The 21,164-nt window shown below is 63.5% G+C and carries 16 protein-coding genes and 1 tRNA gene; 12 read left to right on the forward strand and 5 right to left on the reverse strand.

Annotated features, from left to right (window positions below; translation table 11 throughout):
* Positions 1-2 precede the first annotated feature (2 nt).
* The gene (gene cmrA, locus R4P57_RS12375; protein ID WP_317803128.1) at positions 3-806 is read left to right on the forward strand and encodes a mycolate reductase; all 804 of its coding nucleotides are present in this window, start codon (positions 3-5) and stop codon (positions 804-806) included.
* 2 nt (positions 807-808) lie between these two features.
* Here the strand turns inward: cmrA and R4P57_RS12380 are convergent, their stop codons facing one another.
* Positions 809-2,530 (reverse strand): helicase HerA-like domain-containing protein, encoded by a 1,722-nt coding sequence (locus R4P57_RS12380; RefSeq protein WP_317803129.1) that lies wholly within the window; start codon positions 2,528-2,530, stop codon positions 809-811.
* Positions 2,531-2,624: 94 nt separating this feature from the next.
* Here R4P57_RS12380 and orn point away from each other — a divergent pair, with 94 nt between their 5' ends.
* From orn to R4P57_RS12395, 3 genes are all read left to right on the forward strand, one after another.
* Positions 2,625-3,236, forward strand: coding sequence for an oligoribonuclease (orn, locus tag R4P57_RS12385; protein ID WP_317803130.1), 612 nt, complete (start codon positions 2,625-2,627; stop codon positions 3,234-3,236).
* Between the two features lie 78 nt (positions 3,237-3,314).
* Positions 3,315-3,390: transfer RNA gene (locus R4P57_RS12390), tRNA-His, on the forward strand.
* Positions 3,391-3,716: 326 nt separating this feature from the next.
* A complete protein-coding gene (locus R4P57_RS12395) occupies positions 3,717-4,478 on the forward strand; it encodes a M23 family metallopeptidase (protein ID WP_317803131.1) in 762 nt (253 codons plus the stop codon).
* 20 nt (positions 4,479-4,498) lie between these two features.
* Here R4P57_RS12395 and R4P57_RS12400 read toward each other — a convergent pair whose 3' ends face one another.
* Positions 4,499-5,692, reverse strand: a complete 1,194-nt coding sequence (locus R4P57_RS12400; RefSeq protein WP_317803132.1) for an Ig-like domain-containing protein — start codon at positions 5,690-5,692, stop codon at positions 4,499-4,501.
* A 260-nt stretch (positions 5,693-5,952) separates the two neighbouring features.
* On the opposite strand from R4P57_RS12400, the gene R4P57_RS12405 reads away from it, so the two are divergent.
* Positions 5,953-10,089 (forward strand): bifunctional nitrate reductase/sulfite reductase flavoprotein subunit alpha, encoded by a 4,137-nt coding sequence (locus R4P57_RS12405; protein WP_317803133.1) that lies wholly within the window; start codon positions 5,953-5,955, stop codon positions 10,087-10,089.
* Here R4P57_RS12405 and R4P57_RS12410 read toward each other — a convergent pair.
* On the reverse strand, positions 10,083-11,003 hold the full coding sequence (locus tag R4P57_RS12410; RefSeq protein ID WP_317803134.1) for an alpha/beta hydrolase: 921 nt from the start codon (positions 11,001-11,003) through the stop codon (positions 10,083-10,085). The genes R4P57_RS12405 and R4P57_RS12410 overlap by 7 nt on opposite strands.
* Positions 11,004-11,226: 223 nt before the next feature.
* On the opposite strand from R4P57_RS12410, the gene R4P57_RS12415 reads away from it, so the two are divergent.
* The 6 genes from R4P57_RS12415 (at position 11,227) to R4P57_RS12440 (ending at position 17,042) form a co-directional block, all read left to right on the forward strand.
* Positions 11,227-11,934, forward strand: coding sequence for a GAF domain-containing protein (locus R4P57_RS12415; protein WP_317803135.1), 708 nt, complete (start codon positions 11,227-11,229; stop codon positions 11,932-11,934).
* 152 nt (positions 11,935-12,086) lie between these two features.
* Entirely contained in the window at positions 12,087-13,568 is a 1,482-nt protein-coding gene (locus tag R4P57_RS12420) for a sugar transferase (protein WP_317803136.1), read from the forward strand.
* Between the two features lie 273 nt (positions 13,569-13,841).
* On the forward strand, positions 13,842-14,426 hold the full coding sequence (locus tag R4P57_RS12425) for a giguanylate cyclase (protein ID WP_317803137.1): 585 nt from the start codon (positions 13,842-13,844) through the stop codon (positions 14,424-14,426).
* 79 nt (positions 14,427-14,505) lie between these two features.
* Positions 14,506-15,435 carry an aldo/keto reductase gene (locus tag R4P57_RS12430; RefSeq protein ID WP_317803138.1) on the forward strand — a complete coding sequence of 310 codons (930 nt, stop codon included), beginning with the start codon at positions 14,506-14,508 and terminating at the stop codon, positions 15,433-15,435.
* A gap of 193 nt (positions 15,436-15,628) precedes the next feature.
* Positions 15,629-15,991 (forward strand): STAS domain-containing protein, encoded by a 363-nt coding sequence (locus R4P57_RS12435; protein ID WP_317803139.1) that lies wholly within the window; start codon positions 15,629-15,631, stop codon positions 15,989-15,991.
* 154 nt (positions 15,992-16,145) lie between these two features.
* Positions 16,146-17,042, forward strand: a complete 897-nt coding sequence (locus R4P57_RS12440) for an SDR family oxidoreductase (RefSeq protein WP_317803140.1) — start codon at positions 16,146-16,148, stop codon at positions 17,040-17,042.
* On the opposite strand, the gene R4P57_RS12445 is transcribed toward R4P57_RS12440, so the two are convergent.
* Together R4P57_RS12445 and R4P57_RS12450 are read right to left on the reverse strand one after the other, a co-directional pair.
* Positions 17,035-18,654, reverse strand: coding sequence for an MFS transporter (locus R4P57_RS12445; RefSeq protein WP_317803141.1), 1,620 nt, complete (start codon positions 18,652-18,654; stop codon positions 17,035-17,037). The genes R4P57_RS12440 and R4P57_RS12445 overlap by 8 nt on opposite strands.
* 98 nt (positions 18,655-18,752) lie before the next feature.
* Complete coding sequence (locus tag R4P57_RS12450; protein ID WP_317803142.1) at positions 18,753-19,340, reverse strand: helix-turn-helix domain-containing protein; 588 nt, start codon at positions 19,338-19,340, stop codon at positions 18,753-18,755.
* Positions 19,341-19,459: 119 nt separating this feature from the next.
* Between R4P57_RS12450 and R4P57_RS12455 the strand changes: the two genes are divergently transcribed.
* A complete protein-coding gene (locus R4P57_RS12455) occupies positions 19,460-21,148 on the forward strand; it encodes a nitroreductase family deazaflavin-dependent oxidoreductase (protein WP_317803143.1) in 1,689 nt (562 codons plus the stop codon).
* Positions 21,149-21,164: the final 16 nt, after the last annotated feature.

Raw genomic sequence — 21,164 nt, forward strand, 5'->3', positions numbered from 1 at the left:
CCGTGAGCCTGCCCAAGCCCAGCCCAGATGCCCGCGCCGTCGTCACCGGAGCCTCCTCCGGAATCGGTGAAGCCCTGGCCACCGAACTCGCCGCCCGCGGACATTCACTGATCGTGGTGGCTCGACGCGGCGAGCTGCTCGAGGCGTTGGCTGCGAAGCTCACGGCCGAGCACGGCGTTACCGTCGAGGTGCGTCAGTCGGATCTGTCGAATCGTCAGCAGCGACAGGAACTGGTCACCGAGCTGTCCGAGCGCGAGATCTCGATCCTGTGCAACAACGCAGGTATTGCAACGTTCGGGCCGTTGGCCGGTCTCGATCCCGCGTACGAGCGCGACCAGGTCGAGCTCAATGCCGTTGCGGTACACGACCTCACGTTGGCCGTCATGCCCGGCATGATCGGCCGCGGGGCAGGTGGCATCCTCATCACCGGTTCCGCGGCGGGCAACATGGCCATCCCCAACAATGCGACGTACGCCGCGACCAAGGCCTTCGTCAACACGTTCTCCGAATCGCTTCGCGGCGAGCTCGCGGGCACCGGTGTCAACGTCACCCTCCTCGCTCCCGGCCCGGTCCGCACCGAGACACCCGACCCGGCCGAGGCCTCGATCGTCGACAAGATGGTTCCCGACTTTCTGTGGATCGACAGCGCCTACACCGCGAAGCTGTCCCTCGACGGCCTCGAGAAGAACAAGATGCGCGTCGTACCGGGGCTGCTCAGCAAGGGCATGTCGGCGGCCGGGCAGTACAGCCCGCGCAGCATCTCCGCACCGATCATCGGCAGCTTCTACAAGAAGCTGGGCAACTGATCTCAGCGCCGGCGGCGGCGTCCGGTTCCGAAGATACTGCGCGAAATTTCCCGCCCGGCAGCCGAGGCGGCCGAGCGTAGAAAGCTCTTGACGGCAGGGTTGCCCATGATGCGCTCGGCGGCCGACGGGCCTTCCGGCTCGATCGGAGGTAGATCGGGTAAATCCGCAGGCAGGGGCGGGATGTCGAATTTCTCGGCCGGAGCGGGCACGTTGGCCACGCGAGCGTTCATCCGCTCGTAGGCCGACTCCCTGTCGACCGTCTCCCGGTACTTCGCGGACAGTGTGCTCGACGACGCGGCCGCCGCGATGGCGTCGTTGCCGATGGTGTCCATCAGGGAGCGGGGCGGGCGAATCTTGGTCCAGGCCACGGGCGTCGGGGCACCCTTCTCCGAGAGCACCGTCACGATGGCCTCACCGGTACCCAACGACGTCAGTGCCTTCTCGAGATCGTAGGCGTCGGTCTTGGGGTACGTGCGCACCGTCTTGTTCAACGCTTTCTGATCGTCTGGCGTGAACGCGCGCAGGGCATGCTGAATCCGCGCCCCCAACTGGGAGAGAACATCATTGGGGACGTCGGTGGGCAGCTGCGTGCAGAAGAAGACACCGACACCCTTCGAGCGAATGAGCTTGACGGTCTGCTCCACCTGCTGCAGAAATGCCTTCGATGCGTCGGCGAACAGCAGGTGCGCCTCGTCGAAGATGAAGACCAGCTTGGGTTTGCCGACATCGCCCACCTCGGGCAGCGTCTGGAACAGGTCTGCCAGCACCCACATCAGGAAGGTGGAGAACATCACCGGCCGCGAAGCCTGCGCCCCCAGCTCGAACAAAGTGACGACGCCTCTGCCGTCCGGCCCGACGCGCAGCAGGTCCTCGGTCTCGAGCTCTGGCTCGCCGAAGAAGGTGTCGCCGCCGTCTGCTTCGAGGTTGACCAGCGCGCGCAGAATGACGCCTGCGGTGGCCGAGGAAACTCCGCCGATGCCTTTCAGATCGGCTTTGCCCTCATCGCTGGTCAGGTGCATGATCACCGACCGCAGGTCCTTGAGATCGAGCAGGGCGAGGCCCTGCGAATCGGCCCAGTGGAAGATCAAGCCGAGGGTGGATTCCTGAGTGTTGTTCAGCCCCAACACTTTGCTGAGCAGAATCGGCCCGAAGGCGGTGATGGTGGCGCGGACCGGTACCCCGATTCCGTCGGTGCCCAGGGAGAGAAACTCCACCGGATGGCCGGCGGGAGCCCAGTCCGGAATACCGGTGTCCGCGGCTCGGCTGCGAATCTTCTCGTTGTCCTCACCTGGCCTCGACAGGCCGGACAAGTCACCTTTGACGTCGGCCATGACCACGGGAACACCTGCCGCAGAAAGCTGTTCGGCAATCCCCTGCAGTGTCTTCGTCTTTCCGGTTCCGGTGGCCCCGGCCACGAGACCGTGTCTGTTCAACGTGGCCAACGGAATTCGGATACGGGCAGACGGATCGGTGACGCCGTCCAGCACCACGGTTCCCAATTCCAACGCGGCACCCACCGAAGTATATCCGGCGGCGATCTCGGAGGCTTTGCCGGTCGATGCCTGCGGCTGCCCCTGTTCCGCAGCCAGCGCCTCGGCTTCGGCGGCGTCGGCCGCGGCCAGTGCGTCGGCAGCGACCCGTGCCGCTGCGACGGCGGCGGCTTTGGCAGCCTTCGCCTTCTCGGCGGGACTCGGTGCTGCCGGCTGCGTCGGGTCGACTGTCATGTCCGCGTCCTCCATGAACGTGTGCTGATGCTGAACTGGCTCGATCGCCACCGCAAACCCTAGTGGCATCGCAGCTCGCACTAGTGTGGTGCACGTGCAGGACAAACTCGTGTGGATCGACTGTGAAATGACCGGCTTGGACCTGAGCAAGGACAAGCTGATAGAAATTGCGGCGCTGGTGACGGACAGTGAGCTCAACATCCTCGGGGAGGGTGTCGACATCGTCATCCACGCCGATGACGACGCGTTGGCGAACATGCCTGCCGTCGTCACCGACATGCACGCCAAGTCGGGCTTGACCGACGAAGTGCGCGCATCGACGGTGACGCTGGAGGAAGCCGAGCAGCGCGTACTGGCGTACATCAAGGAGCACGTCCCGGTGGCCGGAACTGTTCCGCTCGCGGGAAACTCCATCGGGACCGATCGTGGATTCATCTCTCGCGACATGACCGCGCTCGACACCTACCTCCACTACCGCATGATCGACGTCAGCTCGATCAAGGAACTTTCCCGACGGTGGTACCCACGGATCTACTACGGACAGCCTCCCAAGGGCCTTGCCCACCGGGCTCTCGCGGACATCAAGGAGTCGATCAAAGAGCTGCAGTACTACCGCCGCACGGCCTTCGTAGCGCAGCCGGGGCCCTCGACCAGCGAGATCGCGGCAGTCGTTCAGGATCTCGACACGCAAGTAGGGGCGGATTAGCAACCCGGGATTCAACCCGCTAGTATTGTCGACGCTGCTGATGCAGAGCCCGAAAAGGTTCTGCGGACGCGTGCAATGGTGGGCGTAGTTCAGCTGGTAGAGCACCAGGTTGTGATCCTGGATGTCGCGGGTTCGAGTCCCGTCGCTCACCCCATACGAACAAGGCCGGTCTCCTCGCGAGGCCGGCCTTTTTCGTGCGTCCGCTCGCGCACCCCCGAGGTCGTCCCTCGAGCCCTCCAGGGGGACGACGCACCATCTCTGACCTCGAATTACGTTGTTGTAATTCAACTTTCAGGTTTCCTGTGGGGTTAATGTGACGTACGGTTACTAATGGCACTTTTGGGGAAGAAAAGTACCAGTGTGATTCATGTGTTTTCTGCTACGTGAGTTCAGCGCGCCCCGAAGTGTCACCAATATGTTCTTACGTCCAGCGTGCACCCATCCGACGGGTGCACGTGGGCAAAGACGAGGAGGCTTTTCGTGGGTCGCAGAATGCACAGAGTCATAGCGGGTTCGATCTTGTCGGCAGCACTGTGCATCGGCACAACTGGCTTGCTCAGCCCGGCGGTGGCCACCGCTCAACCCACGATCGAACTCCCCCAGATCCCGATACCGCAGCCCGACGCGCAGCAACGGGCCGCGATTCTCGCTGCTGTTCTGGACGCCACCGGCGTCCTCATCAACCAGGTCGCGGCGATCGTTCTCGACAGCGACGTACTCACTGCACCGGACTCACCGGACGCCCCAGCCGCCGTGGATGTACCCGAGATCGAACTCCCGACCGCTGCCCCTACCGTGGGGCTCGGCGGGGCAGTGCTCCCCATCGACGCAGGCAAGTACCGCATCAGTTCGGGCTACGGCGGACGCAACAACCCGACCGGTAACGGCGCGCAGTACCACCAGGGCATCGACTTCGCTGCGGACAGCGGAACCCCCATCAACGCGGTGACCGGCGGAACCGTCGTTCAGGCCGGGGACGCAGGCGATGGCTACGGCAAGCTCGTCCGGGTCAAGAGTGGCAACACCGAGACCTACTACGGCCACCAGTCCAGCATCGCCGTCGCGGTCGGCGACGAGGTGGCACCGGGCGACGTACTCGGCGCAGTCGGCAGCACCGGAAATTCGACCGGACCGCATCTGCATTTCGAGGTACGCAACAACGGTTCGAGCATCGAACCGGGGGCGTACCTGAAGACACTGGGCATCGACCCCTCGCTGTACCAGACTCGCGACCGAAGCTGATCGGCCGAACTCCGGTCCGATCAGACCGTGGTGGCGTTGCCTGCTTTCCACTCGTCCCACGGGACGTTCCAGTCACCGAGGCCGTCGGTACCCGACAGCGTTCCACCAACGGTGTTCTTCACCACGACGATGTCACCGCGCTTGGTGTTGTCGTACACCCACTTCGCGTTGGTGGGACTCAGGTTCAGGCACCCGTGCGAGGCATTGGAATAACCCTGCTGTCCCACCGACCACGGTGCGGAGTGAAAGAAGATGCCGCTGTAGGACATTCGCGTCGCCCAGTCGACCGGAGTGCGGTATCCACTGGACGAATCGACCGGAACACCGTAGGTCGAGGAATCCATCACGAGATGCTCGAAGCGGTCGCCGATGATGTAGACGCCGTTGTCGGTGGGGGTGCTGTCCTTGCCCATCGATGTCGGCATGGTGATGACGTCCTGGCCGTTGACGTTGAACGTCACCTGCTTGGTGTTGTCGTCGGCGGTGGCGATGACTGCGTCACCGATCGTGAACGACGTCGTGGCGTTCTCCTGGCCGAAGATGTCGTCACCGAGATCGCGCCCGTACACGTTCACCGCCACGTCGACCGTGGTGCCCGGTGCCCAGTAGTTCTGCGGACGCCAGCGAACTTCCTTGTTGTTGACCCAGTAGAACGCGCCCTCGACGGCAGGCGTCGTGGTGACGGTGATGGCGTTCTGGGCTGCCAATTTGTCGGTGATCGGTTCGTCGAACTGAACCGCCACCGGCTGACCGATTCCGACGATGTCGCCGGGGTTCGGCAGAACGTACGGCTTGGTGAAGTTGCCGGGTTGGCTGGTGGTGAAGCTCGATACCGTGCTCGACGCTCCCCCGAGTCCGTAGGCGTCGGCCTGGACGCGGTATTCGCGGTCGTAGCCGAGCGGTTCGGTGTTGGTCCACGACAATCCGTCGGGCGAAATCGCTCCCGAGACCGGCTCGCCCTCCGGGTTGAGCATCGTCACCGAGGACAACTTGCCGTCGGCGACCGAGACGGTCACCGGGTCCGCCGGCGAGAATCCGACGGCTCCGTCGAGGACGCTCGAGGTCAGCTTCGGCTTCATCAGCTCGGTCATCGGGTTGGAATCGATCGGTACCGACGGTTCGGAGATGTCCGTTGCAGAACTACATCCCGACAGGACTGCCACCGAAGCAACCACTCCCACCGCGGCGAGTACGAATCCGCGATACACCCTCATGAACCACACCACTTCCCACTTCGAGCCCGACCCGACCGATTGTGCCAGCGGAAAATCGGACACTCCACTCGACAGCCCGTTCGATGAGTAACGTTCGAGTACCAATCGCGAGGCGCGAAGTTCGTGTTACCTCCCGATCGCTTTCGAGGAGCACCTGGGCAGGACATCACCGCCCATCGCGGGGCACGGTGAGGACAACGTCATATCCGGCTAACTGACGTGTAATGACGGCGCACCCTGGGCCGGGCACTGTGGAATCCATGGTCACCACGGTGAAGACACTCTGCGCGTACTGCGGCGTGGGATGCGGCATGGTGCTCGAGATCGGCGGCCCGTCCACGTCCTCCGATGCCGCTCCGACCAGGCCTGTCGTCACCAAATCCGTCGGCGACAAGTCTCATCCGGCCAACTTCGGCCGGCTGTGCACCAAGGGGACCACCACCGCGGACATGCTCGCCGGTCCCGGACGGCTCGAGAAGGCCCAGATTCGGCATCGCCGCGGCGAGCACCCGGAGAGCACGGACACCTCGGCGGCGATCAACGACACCGCCCGGCGGCTGCGAACCATCATCGACGAACACGGTCCCGATGCGCTCGCGCTGTACGTATCGGGGCAGATGTCGACCGAGGCCCAATACCTGTCGAACAAATTGGCCAAGGGGTTCATCGGCACCAACCAGATCGAATCCAATTCCAGGCTCTGCATGGCGAGCGCAGGGACCGGATACAAGCAATCACTGGGAGCCGACGGCCCGCCGGGGTCGTACCAGGACTTCGACCACGCCGACGTGTTCTTCGTCATCGGCTCCAACATGGCCGACTGTCACCCCATTCTGTTCCTGCGGATGATGGACCGCGTCAAGGCAGGCGCACAGCTGATCGTCGTCGACCCACGTCGCACCGCGACCGCGGACAAGGCCCACCTGCATCTGCAACTCGAGCCGGGTTCGGACCTGGCGCTGCTCAACGGTCTGCTGGCGCTCATCGTGGAGAACGGCGACATCGACCCGGAGTTCATCGCGGAGTTCACCGACGGGTGGGACGCGATGCCGGACTTCCTCGACGACTACACCCCGGAGAACGTCTGCGCCGCAACCGGTCTCGACGAGCAAGACCTGCGAGCCGCGGCCGCGATGATCGGCGGTGCAGAGAACTGGATGAGCTGCTGGACGATGGGCCTGAACCAGTCGACGCACGGAACCTGGAACACCAACGCGCTGTGCAACCTCCATCTGGCCACCGGCGCCATCTGCAAGACCGGCAGCGGCCCGTTCTCCCTGACCGGGCAACCGAACGCCATGGGCGGACGGGAAATGGGATACATGGGCCCCGGGCTGCCGGGACAGCGAGCAGTGGTCAACGACGCCGACCGCGAATTCGTCGAGGATCGATGGGGCGTTCCGCGCGGAACACTGCGCACCGACGTCGGCGGCGGAACCATCGAGATGTTCTCCAAGCTCGCTGCCGGTGAGATCAAGGCCTGCTGGATCATCTGCACCAATCCGGTTGCCTCGGTGGCCAACAGAACGACGGTGATCGACGGTCTCGAACGCGCCGAGTTGGTCATCACTCAGGATGCGTTCGCCGATACCGAAACCAACGACTACGCCGATGTGATGCTGCCCGCCGCGTTGTGGACGGAAGCGCACGGAGTGATGGTCAATTCCGAACGCAACCTCACGCTGTTCCAACCGGCGCTCGAGGCACCGGGCGGTGCGCTGCCGGACTGGAAAATCATCGCCGACATGGCGTGCGCGCTGGGGTATGCCGATGCCTTCACCTACGCGAGCGCCGAGGAGGTGTTCGAGGAGATCAAGCAGTTCTGGAATCCGAACACCGGCTACGACATTCGCGGAGTCACCTACGAACGCTTGCGCGAGAGTCCCATTCAGTGGCCCTGTCCGCCCGACGCGACAACCACCCGGCACCCGATCCGCTACCTCAACGACGGGGTCAGCCAACGACAACGGGTGTCCGACGACGGTTCGATCCCCGCACTGTCCTTTCCCACCCCGAGCGGTCGGGCCCAATTCTTCGCCAGGCCCAGCATGATGCCGGCGGAGATGCCCGACGACGACTACCCGTTTCTGCTCAACACCGGACGCCTGCCACACCAGTGGCACACCATGACCAAGACCGGCAAGGTGGCCAAGCTGAACAAACTCGATTCCGGCCCGTTCGTCGAGGTGCACCCACTCGACGCCGAGCGGCTCGGTGTGATCGACTGCGACAGCGTCGAGGTCGCGTCCCGCCGAGGCCGAGCCGTCCTCCCTGCCGTCGTCACCGATCGAGTGCTCCCGGGCAGCTGCTTTGCGCCCTTCCACTGGAACGACGAATTCGGTGAGTACCTTGCCATCAATGCCGTCACCAACGACGCCATCGATCCGTATTCTCAACAACCCGAGTTCAAGGCGTGCGCTGTCACGCTCACCAGAGTTGCTGCAGCCCAATCGCTGTCACCCGTGGGCGACGAGCATTCCCACGATCCGGTCGATGCGCTCGCAACGATCGTCGGCCGCCCTGCGCGTCCTTCGGAACCGCTGACCACCGTCGAGCAGCGCTACATCGCAGGCCTTCTCGAAGGTCTGGGCAGTGAGGCCGGCCGCAGCGCCGCCGGAACGCCCTCTCTGCCGTCGCAGACTCCCCTGTCCCCCGAGACCCACGCATGGCTCGACGGCGTTCTCGCCGGCCTGTTCTCGCGTCGACCCGACACCGACGGTGCTACTCCCGGCGTATCGGCCGATACCGCTGATCCGGGCCGACACCCGGTGCTGCTGCTCTGGGCCTCGCAGACCGGCACCGCCGAGGAGTACGCCCAGTCCTGCCTCTCCCACCTGCGGGGAGCCGGCCTGACGATCGCCGAACACTCGATGGATACGTTCACCGTCGATCGTCTGCCCGCCGAGGCCGATGTGCTGATCGTCAGTAGTACCACCGGTGACGGCGAAGCGCCCGACAACGGTGCGACGTTCTGGGACAGCCTCGTCGCCGAGTCCGCGGCGACGCTTCCGGGAATCCGTTATGCCGTACTCGCTTTCGGCGACTCGAGCTATGCGGACTTCTGCGGCCACGGACGCAGGATCGACGAGCGCCTCACGGAGTTGGGCGCCCGACGACTGCTCGAGCGGGTCGACTGCGAGCCCGACTACGAGAGCGAGGCGGCGGCGTGGCTCGATGCGGTGGTCGATCGGCTCAGGCACGATGGCGACACCACGGCCGACGAAGCACGGGTGGAGTCCGTAGCGCGCAGCGTCCCGCAGACCCGAGCGGAGCCGGAACGGTACAGCAAGAAGTCACCGCTGGTGACGACTCTCGTACGTAATCGGGTACTGACCGCACGCGGATCCGTCAAGGATGTCCGCCAGTTCGGATTCCATCTGCCCGACGGGACTCTCGAGTACGAGGTCGGCGACGCGCTCGGAGTGTGGCCGCGCAACAGCGATGCCTACGTCGACGAATGGCTCGCGGCCACCGGCCTGGACAGCGATGCGGCCGTCGATCTCGCCGAATACGGTTCGATGTCACTGCGCACGGCTCTGAGCCGCCATCTCGAAATTGCTCGCGCAACACCGGATCTACTCGAGTTCGTCCATCGACGAACCGCTGACGACGACCTCGAGGCCATGCTGCATCCCGACAACAAGCATGCGCTGTCCGACTGGATGTGGGGTCGTCAGTCGACCGATGTGCTTGCCGCACATCCGGTTCGGGCTTCGGTGGACGACTGGCTGGGGGTTCTCAAACCGTTGCAGCCACGGCTGTACTCGATCTCGTCGAGTCCGAAGGAGAACCCCAACGAGGTACAGGTGACAGTCTCGGCGGTGCGCTACAACGTGCACGGAGTTCCCCGGCGCGGTGTCTGCTCGACCTATCTGGCCGACCATGCGTCGAACCACGATGTGGGGATATTCGTGAAGAAGACCTCGCACTTCAAGCCGCCCGACGATCCCACCACCCCGATGATCATGGTGGGCCCGGGTACCGGCGTCGCCCCGTTCCGCGCCTTCCTGCACGAGCGTCGCGCACTCGGGCACACCGGCCACAATTGGCTGTTCTTCGGTGAACAGCACGCCGACACGGACTTCTACTATCGCGACGAACTGACGTCGATGCTGAGCGACGGTTCGCTGAACCGCCTTGACGTTGCTTTCTCGCGCGATCAGAAGGACAAGGTCTACGTCCAGGATCGGATGCGTGAGCACGGGGCCGAGCTGTGGAACTGGATTCACCGCGGTGCCCACTTCTACGTGTGCGGCGACGCGTCCAGAATGGCCAAGGACGTCGACGCCGCGCTGAAGGGCGTGGTGGCACAACACGGCAAGCTCGCGCCGAGCAGTGCCGAGGCCTACGTCAAAGCCCTTGCCGCAGAGAAGCGGTACGTACGCGACGTCTACTGAGTCGGTGGAACCGTGCGGGTCAGGAACTCGACCTGATCCGCCACCACCCGCTCGAACGCCTCACCCAGGTAGATCTCGAAATGACCGGCGTCGTAGGTCTTGATCTCTCCGTGCGGTGCCGTCCGTGCGTAGCGCAGAGTGGCCTTCGCCGGCGCGACCGAGTCCGTCTCGCAGACGACGAACAGGATGGGGCAGCGAACGTCCTTTGCCCGACGACCGGGCCGGTGCCGCACGATCTGCAGCGCGACTCTCGCTGCGACTCGGTTGTGGAACGTCTCGTCGGCGTCCGGCGCGAGAGCGAGATAACCGTCGTAGCTGTCGGGCGAGGTCATCAGTGCGGTCGTTCCAGGTCGTCCGGCCGTGTTCACCATCAGTGGCGGTCGTCCGAACACCGATCCCGCCAGATCACCCAGTGCCCGGCCGGACAGCTTCATCGATGTCCACGTGTTCGACGCGAGTCCCGAAGCAATCCCGTCGGTGAACGGGCACTGTGAGATCACTGCCGCGACCTGCTGGTCTCGAGCGGCGGCGACGATGACGTGACCACCGCCGAACGACGAGCCCCACAACACGATTCGGGAGTTGTCCACATCCGCACGCGAGCGGGCATGAGTGATGGCCGAGGCCCAGTCCTGCAGCTGCGATTCGATGTCGAGCAGCTGCCGTGGCTCGCCGCCACTGGCCCCGAAGTAGCGATAGTCGAACACCAGGCAGGCGTACCCCGCGGCGCGGAAGCGCTCCGCGTAGGCGTCGAGCCGCATTTCCCGAGTTCCGCCGAGACCATGACCCATGACGATCACCGAAGCGGGGCCGGTGCCGGTCGGAAGGTAGAGCCACGCCGCGCAGGCGTCGCCGTGAGAATCGAACGTGACATCGATGCGATCTGGGATCGAGCCCCCCGGCTGCGAATTCATGCGCAGACAGTAGCCCATCCCGGTCGACGGTGGAACAGGTCGACTACCGACCGGAATGCTCCGCGGCGTAGGCGTCGACGCGGCCGTACGCCAGCGTGGGCCAGGACACTCACAGGTCACGGCACCGCCTGCACCCGCGCCAGTACATTCGCGCACCGACAATATGGAATGCGTCCACGGTTTGGCGAAGTAAAGCAACTTGGCCTGAACTACCATATGGACGATGACGATAGGATACTCGGGTTTCGACGACCGACTGAACGAGCTACTTGCCCGACAGGCGGCAAAATCCGGTATTTCAACCGAGGCATACATCCGGCGGGCAGTCATCGACCGACTTGTTCACGAACTGTCCGATGATCAAGACTCCGACATCGGCTCGTTGCTCCGTGCCCTACGCGATGGGACCGAGGGCAGTCCCCGAACAGCAGTCGCGACCAGAGTCTTCGGTACTGCCATCGACGAGCCCGATCGCGTCGCTGCTGTTGCTCGTACAGGCCTGATGGACACCCATTCCGAGGCGGACTACGACAGGGTTGTGGCAATTGTGGCCGATGCCTTGGACACCCCATCTGCTGCGTTCTCCCTGCTGGACGACAAGCGTCAGTATTTCAAGAGCGCGCTAGGACTACCTCCCGAAATCGGCAGTGCGCGTGAGGTTCCTATCGAAGGGTCGATCTGCCGATATGCGATCGACCTCGGTCAACCACTGGTGGTCGAGGACGCACGACTACTCGAAAACCTCAAGGACCACCCATCGGTTCAGGCGAAGTTGCTGGTTTCCTACCTCGGAGTTCCGATCGTCGACGACGATGGTTTCTCCGTAGGCACCGTGTGTGTTTGGGACCAGCGGCCTCGCCAGTGGACCACCGGCCACATTCAGATACTGCAGGATTTGGCGTGGATTATCCGCGAGCGAATTTTTGAATAATCGCGCTGTTTCCCACCACGCATTCACATTTTCGCTTGCAACCAAACCCGGGGTTTTTTTCGGCCGCTAGACCAAATGCCGTCATTCCCACAGGTATACATTAAATGGGATATTCGGAACCATCCGAACCGAACTAGCCACCGGAAGTAGCTGTGTCCAAGACTCTGGAATCGACGCACTCTCGCCCGCGGGCAGCCGGGGCAGAGTTGAACATCTCACCTCAGTCGCTAGCGGACCACCTTCGAGTCGACCCATGGCACACCGCAATCAATGTCGCGGTGGATACCTTCGCCGGTGCCGTTGCCCTGATCGGTGCCTTACTGTGGCAATTCGGCAGTCTCGCCGAAACAGGCTGGCTGCCCTGGCTGTTCCTGCCGCTGCTCATCGGGATCCTTGCGGGAAAATCGATGTACCGGCGCGGTCTTCGGCGCAACTTCCTGGACGAAATCGGGCCGGCCGAGACGGCAGTGGCTTTTGCGTCGCTGGCTCTACTCGTAGCGATGTTCCTGTCCAACACCGAATATCGGCCGAGCGCGGTCGTGTTGAGGCTTTGGGTGTTGAGCGCTGTGACCGTAGCGGTCGCCCGTTTCGTCCGAGTGGTCGTTCAGCGCGTCATTCGTACCCGGTACGGGTCCGCCGCCCCGACGATAGTCCTCGGCAACGACCCGATTGCGCACCAGCTCGTCTCTCGGATGCGTCAATTTCCCGAGTACGGACTTGCTCCTGTCGGTTACGTCGGCGATGCGCCAGTTGCCACCGTGGGCTCTCGAGAGACAATTGCGGGGGAACTTCCCCATCTCGGCGTGCCCGCCGACCTCGAGACAGTGGCACGCCGAACCAATGCCGAGGAACTGATCATCGCATTTGCTACATCCGACGAACGAGACCTGGTGACAACGATCAGAATTGCGCACCGACTCGGAATGAGGGTGTGGGTAGTTCCACGTCTCTACGACGCAGTCGGCCTGAATACCCGCGTAGAACACATCGGTGGGTTGCCCCTGATGGTGTTGCCGCACATCGATCCGAAGGGCTGGCAATTCGCCGTCAAGGGAGTGCTCGACCGTGTCCTGACCGCTCTCGGCCTGCTGGTGCTCTCCCCTGTGTTCTTGACTCTCATGCTTCTCGTTCGACTGAGTTCCCCTGGTCCCGTCTTCTTCAAGCAAGAGCGTATCGGTCGAGACGGGCTTCCGTTCTACTGCTTGAAGTTCCGCTCGATGCGTCCACCACGCGCTTCGGATGCCGAGTTCGAGAGGAAAGCAGGTGACGCTCCCGGCGGAGTCGAAGGAGTGGATCGCCGGACGCGTATCGGCAAGATCATGCGCCAAACGTCGCTGGACGAGTTACCCCAGCTGATCAACGTGATTCGCGGTGACATGAGTTTGGTAGGACCTCGTCCGGAACGCCCGGAGTACGTGCACCTCTTCGAGATGCAGATCCGTCGTTACGGTGAGCGGCATCGAGTGAAGGCCGGCGTCACTGGCTGGGCACAGGTTCATGGGTTACGCGGCCAGACATCCATCGCCGACCGTGCCGAATGGGATAACTACTACATCGAAAACTGGTCGATCTGGCTGGATGTGAAGATTCTGTTTCTGACGGTCCTTGCTGTTCTCAAACGAGCCGAAGACTGACAGTTCCCTTCCTCGCGCACACCGAACAGGTTTTCCGGTGCCGAAAGGGTGATGCTGGATTTGATCGACGAGGCCACACTTCGCGGCCACGCCACGCCACAGTGATCGCCTGCTGCCACGACGTCAGTGGGACGCTCCCCGAACTGTTGGCACGCCTGACCAGCTGATCGATGCGCCGCACGGGCAGGATAGGAGTCGGGACTCGGCGAAGGTCGGTCCTCGGCTCAGACGGCTGTGTTTCAATCGGTTGCCGATGGAACGACAGGGGCCGAAATGATTCGTGCTGCGACCAGATCGAACGTGCATTACCAGTGGGGCGTCGGGGTGATGACATCTCTCGCCATCACCACTGTGGTCAAGCTCATCGTCTCGACTGCTGCGCTGTCCATGGCCCTTGTGGTCACCCTCGAGCTGGCGTTCGGCTACGGGGCGACCACTCCGCTCCCCTCGATCGTGCAATGGACGTCCATGGTCGCCGCGTACATCATGGGCGCGTTCTGGTGGTTCGGTCCGTGGCCGACGCTCGGGCAGGCGTTCGCCTTCGTCGTCATTGCCGACCTCGCAATCTTCGGGGCCACCATCACTGCGAATTTTGCGCCCGAGGTCACGCTCGGAAAATGCACATTCCTCATTCCGATGGGAATGCTCGCCGGCTTCTTCTTCGACAAGTGGCGTCTGGCCGCCCACATCGCACTATGCCTGCTCGGGACGTCCATTGTTGCGGTGTACATCGTGCTGGAGCGGGACGTGGACACTTTCGTTGCGGCGGTTCTGTGGGCACCGATCGTGGTGACGCTGACCGGGTTCGTGCTGATACTCCAGGCGACGACGCAATCCACGCGCCTCGAGTTCGAGTAACCGACGACTCCCTACAACCCGCCGACCGGAGTTCGGCACACTCGACCCGACAGCTCGACCGGCGAACAGGAGATCCACCGTGCGCACCTTTCCCCTCCCCCATACCGGCGCAAGCGTCTCGAGCATCGTGCTGGGGTTCATGCGCATCACCGATCTGGACGAGAACGAGATCAGAAGGCTGGTGAACACTGCCCTCGACGTGGGCGTGACGGTGTTCGATCATGCGGATATCTACGGCGGTGCCCCGCACACGTGTGAGAAGCGATTCGGCGACGCGGTGACACTGAGCCCGTCGCAGCGCGAGCGCATCAGCATTCAGAGCAAGGTCGGCATTCGCGAGGGCTGGTTCGACTTCTCCAAGGATCACATCGTCACCACGGTCGAGGCGTCCCTCGAGGCCCTCGGCGTCGATCACCTGGACACACTTCTACTGCACCGACCGGACACCCTCGTCGAGCCGGAGGAGGTCGCAGCAGCGTTCGATGACCTGCACGCGTCGGGCAAGGTCCTGGGCTTCGGCGTCTCCAATCACACACCAGGCCAGATCGAGTTGTTGAAAACAGCTGTTACTCAACCCATTCTGTTCGATCAAGTACAGCTGAGCATCGTGCACTCGCCGTTGATCGCGGCGGGCTTGACCGCCAACATGGCCACCGAGGATCAATCGATCGACCGCGACAACGGCTTGCTGGACTACGCGAGAACGCGCGGTATCACCCTGCAGGCATGGTCACCGTTCCAGAGCGGGACGTCCTCCGGCGTGTTCGTGGGCGACCGTGAGAACTACCCCGAACTGAACGTGGCACTGGACGAGATCGCCGACGTATACGGCTCTACCCCGTCGGCGGTGGCAACGGCCTGGATCACCAGGCACCCGGCCGATATCCAGGTCGTGCTCGGTACCACGAGTCCCGATCGAGTCGTCGAAGCCGCCGGCGGTTCCGACCTACGCCTGACCAGGCAGGAGTGGTACCGCCTGTTCCGGACGGCGGGCCACACACTGCCCTGAACGACGCTCAGCTGCGTCACATCTGCCGTTACCTTTTCGTTACCGATTAGCTATCGGTCTGTGATGATCAGGCCTCGATTCGGTGACGTTGCGCTGTCAGGATTGCCCCACGGCATGCACCGGAACCTGTAGCCCCCGGGTTCCACCCCGTGCACGTCGGTCGCTAGGCCATCCGAACTGAGAGGTTCGCACCGTGACTGTCACCGACCACTCCAATTCTCACCTCGCACCCGCCCAGCACGGCAATGCTCACTACTCCATCGGCTCCGAGCTCTACTCTCCTCACCTGACCGTCGTCCGCGCGACGGGCGATCTCGATCTGCGGGCTCGTAAGGATCTGGCGCGGGCGCTCGACGAGGCCATGCGCGGTGAAACGGTTGTGCTGCTGGACTTGTCGGCGGTCACCTTCATGTATTCGGGTTCGGCATGCGTGGTCATCGACGCTGCCTCGCGCAGTGCAGGCCGACTCGAGGTCTTCGCTCCGACACGGCCGGCGCGCATCGTTCTCGACGCATTGGGCGCGGCGACCATCGGGGCGGATCCGCGCGCTGCATGACCGGTGGAGGTTTGCGGTCCACCCGATTCGGCAAACCCCAGGAGGACAGCGACTCAGGACGGCACGTCTGCCGCGAGTCGTCTCCACTGAACCGAAGCGGCTCGTTCGACTTGCCGCGTGGAGCATTTCACGCACACCGAGGCAAGGATCGACAATGTCCGACCAGTTCAGCAAATCCGATCCGACCACCGCGTTTCCCATGCCCGACTGGGCCGAGCAGGGTCGTCTCGAGCACCCCGGACTGACCCGCGACATGGTGTCCGCTCCCGATCACGGCGAGGATTCCTACCGTGGATCGGATCGACTGCACGGCCGCACAGCACTGATCACCGGCGGCGACTCGGGCATCGGCCGTGCTGTTGCACTTGCGTTCGCTCGCGAGGGTGCCGACGTCGTCATCGCACACCTGGAATCCGAAGGCCCTGACGCGCAGACCACTGTCGACCTCATCGAGGGAGCGGGCCGCGCCGGCAGAGCCATCGCCTGCGATCTCACCGACGAGTTGCAGTGCGTGCAACTGGTCGACACCGCGTCCGAGGTTCTCGGCGGGCTCGACATAGTCGTCAACAACGCTGCGTTTCAGATGGCGCAGATGGGCGGCATCGCAGACATCACCACCGCACAGTTCGATCGCGTGCTCAAGACCAACCTGTACGCCCTGTTCTGGATCTCGAAACGCGCTGCCGAAATCATGGACGCAGGATCGACGATCATCAACACAACCTCGATTCAGGCGTCGAATCCATCTCCCGAGTTGTTGGACTACGCCACCACCAAGGCCGGAATAGTGGCGTTCACCAAAGGTCTCGCAGGCGATCTCGCCGAGCGTGGGATTCGCGTCAATGCCGTTGCGCCGGGACCGATCTGGACACCGCTCATCCCGGCCACGATGCCGGCAGAGAAGTACGAGAGGTTCGGCGAGACCGTTCCCTTGGGGCGGCCGGGGCAACCCGCAGAGCTGGCACCGGCATACGTCTTCCTGGCATCGAACGAATCGAGCTACATCACCGGCGAGACCATCGCGGTCACCGGCGGCACGCCCTTCAACTGATCTCGTCGCCGTCCTCGGATCCGCGCCACGCAACCAGCACACCGTTTCCCTCCGGTCGTCGCCACGGCAGGAACAGCGCGACGGCAAGCGCACAGGCCACAGCGGCTCCGACGGTGACGAACGACGCGAGCTGGAAGCCCTCCAGCGAGGCCGCTTTCATCGCGTGGATCAGGTCGGCCTTCTGCGTCGCGAAGATCGGGTTGGTGGGCGCTTTGACGATCTCGATGACGCTGACGACCGTTTCGCGAGCAAACGCTTTTTGGTACGGATCCATGATCGCGTCGGGTATCGCGTCGATCTTCGGACTCACCTGCGCGGTGTAGATCGACGCGACGATCGATCCGAGCACCGCAACTCCGAGCGTTCCGCCGACCTCTCGGGTGGTGTCGTTCACCGCGGAGCCCGCACCTGCTTCGTCGAGCGTCACCGAGGACATGATCGACTCGGTGGCAGGGCCCTGCACGATCGCCAAGCCGAGGCCCATCAGAATCATCGAGACGAGAACCGGTCCCAGATAGGGCGTTTCGACCTCCACCTGACCTGCGATGAACATGCCGATGCTCATCACCACCAGCCCGAACACGATCACGGCCGTGGTTCCGATGCGTTGTGCGATGATCGTCGCCAGCGGCGCACCGATTGCGATGGATATCGCGAAGGGGAGCGAGTGAACCCCGAATTGCAGTGGGGTCAACTCCATCACACCTTGGAAGTACTGGGTGATCATGAACAGGAAGCCGAACATGCTGAAGTACGCCACGGCAATTGCCAAAGCGGGCAGTGAGAATCTCCGGTTTCGAAACAGGTTCAGGTCCAATACCGGAGACGGTGTTCGCAGCTCCCACCAGACGAACGCGACGATGGCTGCCGATCCTGCCGAGTAGGCTCCGATGCTCGTTGCAGACAACCAACCGTTGTGTGGCGCTTCGATGATCGCCCAGACGAGTACTGTGATGCCGGCCAACGACAGCGCGATGCCTACGGGGTCGTACTTGCCGACGTGCTCTGCTTTCGACTCCGGTACGCAGGCCAGCGCGGCCACCAGAACGAGCAGTGCCACAGGAACATTGATCCAGAACACCGAGTGCCACGAGAAATGCTCGAGCAGGAATCCACCGGCCGTCGGGCCGATCGCGATGGCGAACCCGGCCATGGCAGTCCAGGCCGCGATGGCCAGCGCTCGCTCCTTGGCGTCGGTGAAGATGTTGATGATCAGGGCAAGGGTCGCTGGAAACACTGCGGCCGCACACACTCCCATAGCCGCACGGGCCGCAATCACCTGTCCCAGATCGGCGGCGACTGCGCCGCCGACCGACATCACCGCGATACCCGCCAGTCCGACGATCATGACCTTCTTACGGCCGTAGCGATCGCCGAGGTGACCGAATGCCAACAGCAATCCCGCGAACGTCAGCGTGTAGGCGTCGACCACCCACTGCAATCCGCTCATGTCGGCACGCAACTGCAGTCCCATCGAGGGCAGCGCCACGTTGACGACGGTGTTGTCCAACACGACGAGCAGCTCGGCTGCACAGATCACGATCAGCGCGAGGTATCGCCGACGGAACTGCGGGACGTCCACTGAGTGACGGGAGGTGGTGGGTAGCGACATGAGAATCCCTTCGACTATGACGATCAGCATAGTTACTGAAAGGAAGTTAACTGTTACTTACAGTTATAGCAAGACCAACCGCCTCTTCGAGGTCGGCGTCAGCGGCTCGCCGAAGCCCCCAGGACCGCCTCGAGCAGGGCCGACAACTCCCCCTCGGTCCGATCCAAGGCCGTCGTGGCGCGCTGCGCCTTGGACATGATCAGCGCACCTTCGACGGCGGCGATCGCAAAAGTGGCCAACGCGCGAGACCGCTCGCGGGCGACACGGCGCTGCCACAGAGACGCAGCGATCGTGTCTTCCCAGGAAGAGAACGACTCTCCCGCCGCCGTCACGGCACCGGGAGCATTGAGCCCCTCGAGCGCAGCGGGAGCAACCGGACACCCCGCGGCGAAGCCAGTGGCCAGCAGTTCGCTGCGAAAGCCCTCGATGATGGCCCGGACGGTGGCTGCGGGCCCCGCCGCGGTCAGTCCGGCCGAGATCATCGCGCCCATGGCGGCTCCTGCAGTGCGCGTCGCTTCTTCCACCAACTGGGGCTTACCGCGAGGAAAATGGTGGTAGATCGAGCCGCGCGGCGCGCCCGCGTGATCGATGACGTCGGCCAGCGAGGTCGCGTCGACGCCGCGTCGACGAAACAGATCCGCGGCGCTGCGCAGCATGTCATCCCGAGCACCGCTTCGATTCGCCATCCGAACCCCTCCCGTGGACGCCAGAATGATTGACGTGACGTCTCGTTACATCTACAGTCGTTCTGCAGTTATGTTGTCCATCATAGCTGGAGTAGCAGTCCCGGAACCGGAGCAACGCCATGTCCCCTGACACCGACGTGATCGACCTGAGCAGCCCGCTCACTCTCGCCTGCGGGCAGATCCTGCCGAATCGTGTGATGAAGGCAGCTCTCAGCGAAGGACTGTCCACCGCCGAGCACGGCCCGGACTCCCGCCTCGAGACGCTGTACCGCCAGTGGGGCGCAGGAGGCTATGGACTCGTCGTGACCGGCAACGTGATGGTCGACCGATCCCACCTCGGCGAACCCGGCAATGTGGTCATCGAAGACGACCGCGACCGCGATGCACTTGCTCGATGGGCAAAGGCGACGTCCGACGGCGGTGCACCCATCTGGATGCAGCTCAATCACCCGGGCCGACAGGCCAACCCGATCGTCACCCGCACCAAGCCCGTGGCACCGTCCGCCATTGCCCCCAACATTCCGGGAATTCCCGCACCGCGGGCGTTGGGCGAGAACGAGATCCTCGACATCATCGACCGATTCGCCACCGCAGCGGCCGTGGCCGAGACGGCCGGCTTCGACGGCGTCCAGATCCATGGCGCGCACGGCTACCTGGTGTCTCAGTTCCTGTCACCACTGTCCAACAAGCGTGACGATGCCTGGGGCGGCGATCTCGACGGCCGGATGCGATTCGTAATCGAAGTCGTCCGCGCAATCAGAGCAGCGGTGTCTCCGAGTTTCGCAGTAGGAATCAAACTCAATTCGGCGGACTTCCAACGCGGCGGGTTCAGCGAGGAAGAATCACGCATCACCGTCGAGCATCTCGTTCGGGAATCCATAGATCTGATCGAAATCAGCGGTGGCAGTTACGAATCACCTGCGATGATGGGCACCGCGAGCACCCGCGATCGCGAGGCGTACTTCCTGGAGTACGCGCGGACGGTGCGCGACGCGGCCGGAACCGTGCCACTGGCGGTCACCGGCGGCTTCCGTACCCGCTCGGTGATGAATGCGGCAGTGCAATCGGGTGAGTGCGACATGGTCGGCCTCGGCCGTCCGACGGCCCTCGCCCCAGCCGTCGCGAACTCTCTGGTCGACGGCACGCTGGACCGGGTCGAATCGCCGCGCGTTGCTCTGCGCGTCCCGTCGAAGTCCAGCGCGTTCAAGCAGATCAACGGTGCTCTCGATCTGCAGTGGCACACCGACCAGTTGCAGCTCATCGGCGCTGGGCGTCAACCGAATTCGAGCCGCCCGGCGTGGAAGACAGCGGCCACGATGATGCAGCGCAACGGCTGGGACGCGTTCCGCAACCGACGAGGCTCCACTCGGGTGGACACATCTGCTGCCGTGACGAAGTTTCGCCGCGAGCGATGGATCGGCAAACACATCGCGAATCCGGTCGTCAACGGACTTACGTCGATCGGCGTCCGAACCTCCCTGGTCACCGACATCGAGACCGTAGGCCGCAAGTCCGGCCTGAGCCGGCAGGTGCCGGTGTCGGCAGTGTTCGACGACTCCGGAGCCTGGCTGATCTCCCAACACGGCACCAGGTCCGGCTGGGGAGCCAACATCACCGACGAGCCCAGAATCCGAATTCGCGTGGGCAGCCGATGGCGCACCGGCACAGCAGCGTTCGCGCCCAACGACGACGTCGCCCTCCGAGCGCGATCCTTCTCGAACAATCCGGTGCTCGGACGCCTCATCGGAGCAGGCTTCCGTGCGTTGCAGACCGATCCTGTGTCGGTACGAGTCGAGTACGACGATTGACCAGTTCTTCAATATT

Origin of the sequence: Rhodococcus sp. IEGM 1330 (assembly GCF_033142445.1) — a bacterium.
GTDB lineage: Bacteria > Actinomycetota > Actinomycetes > Mycobacteriales > Mycobacteriaceae > Rhodococcoides.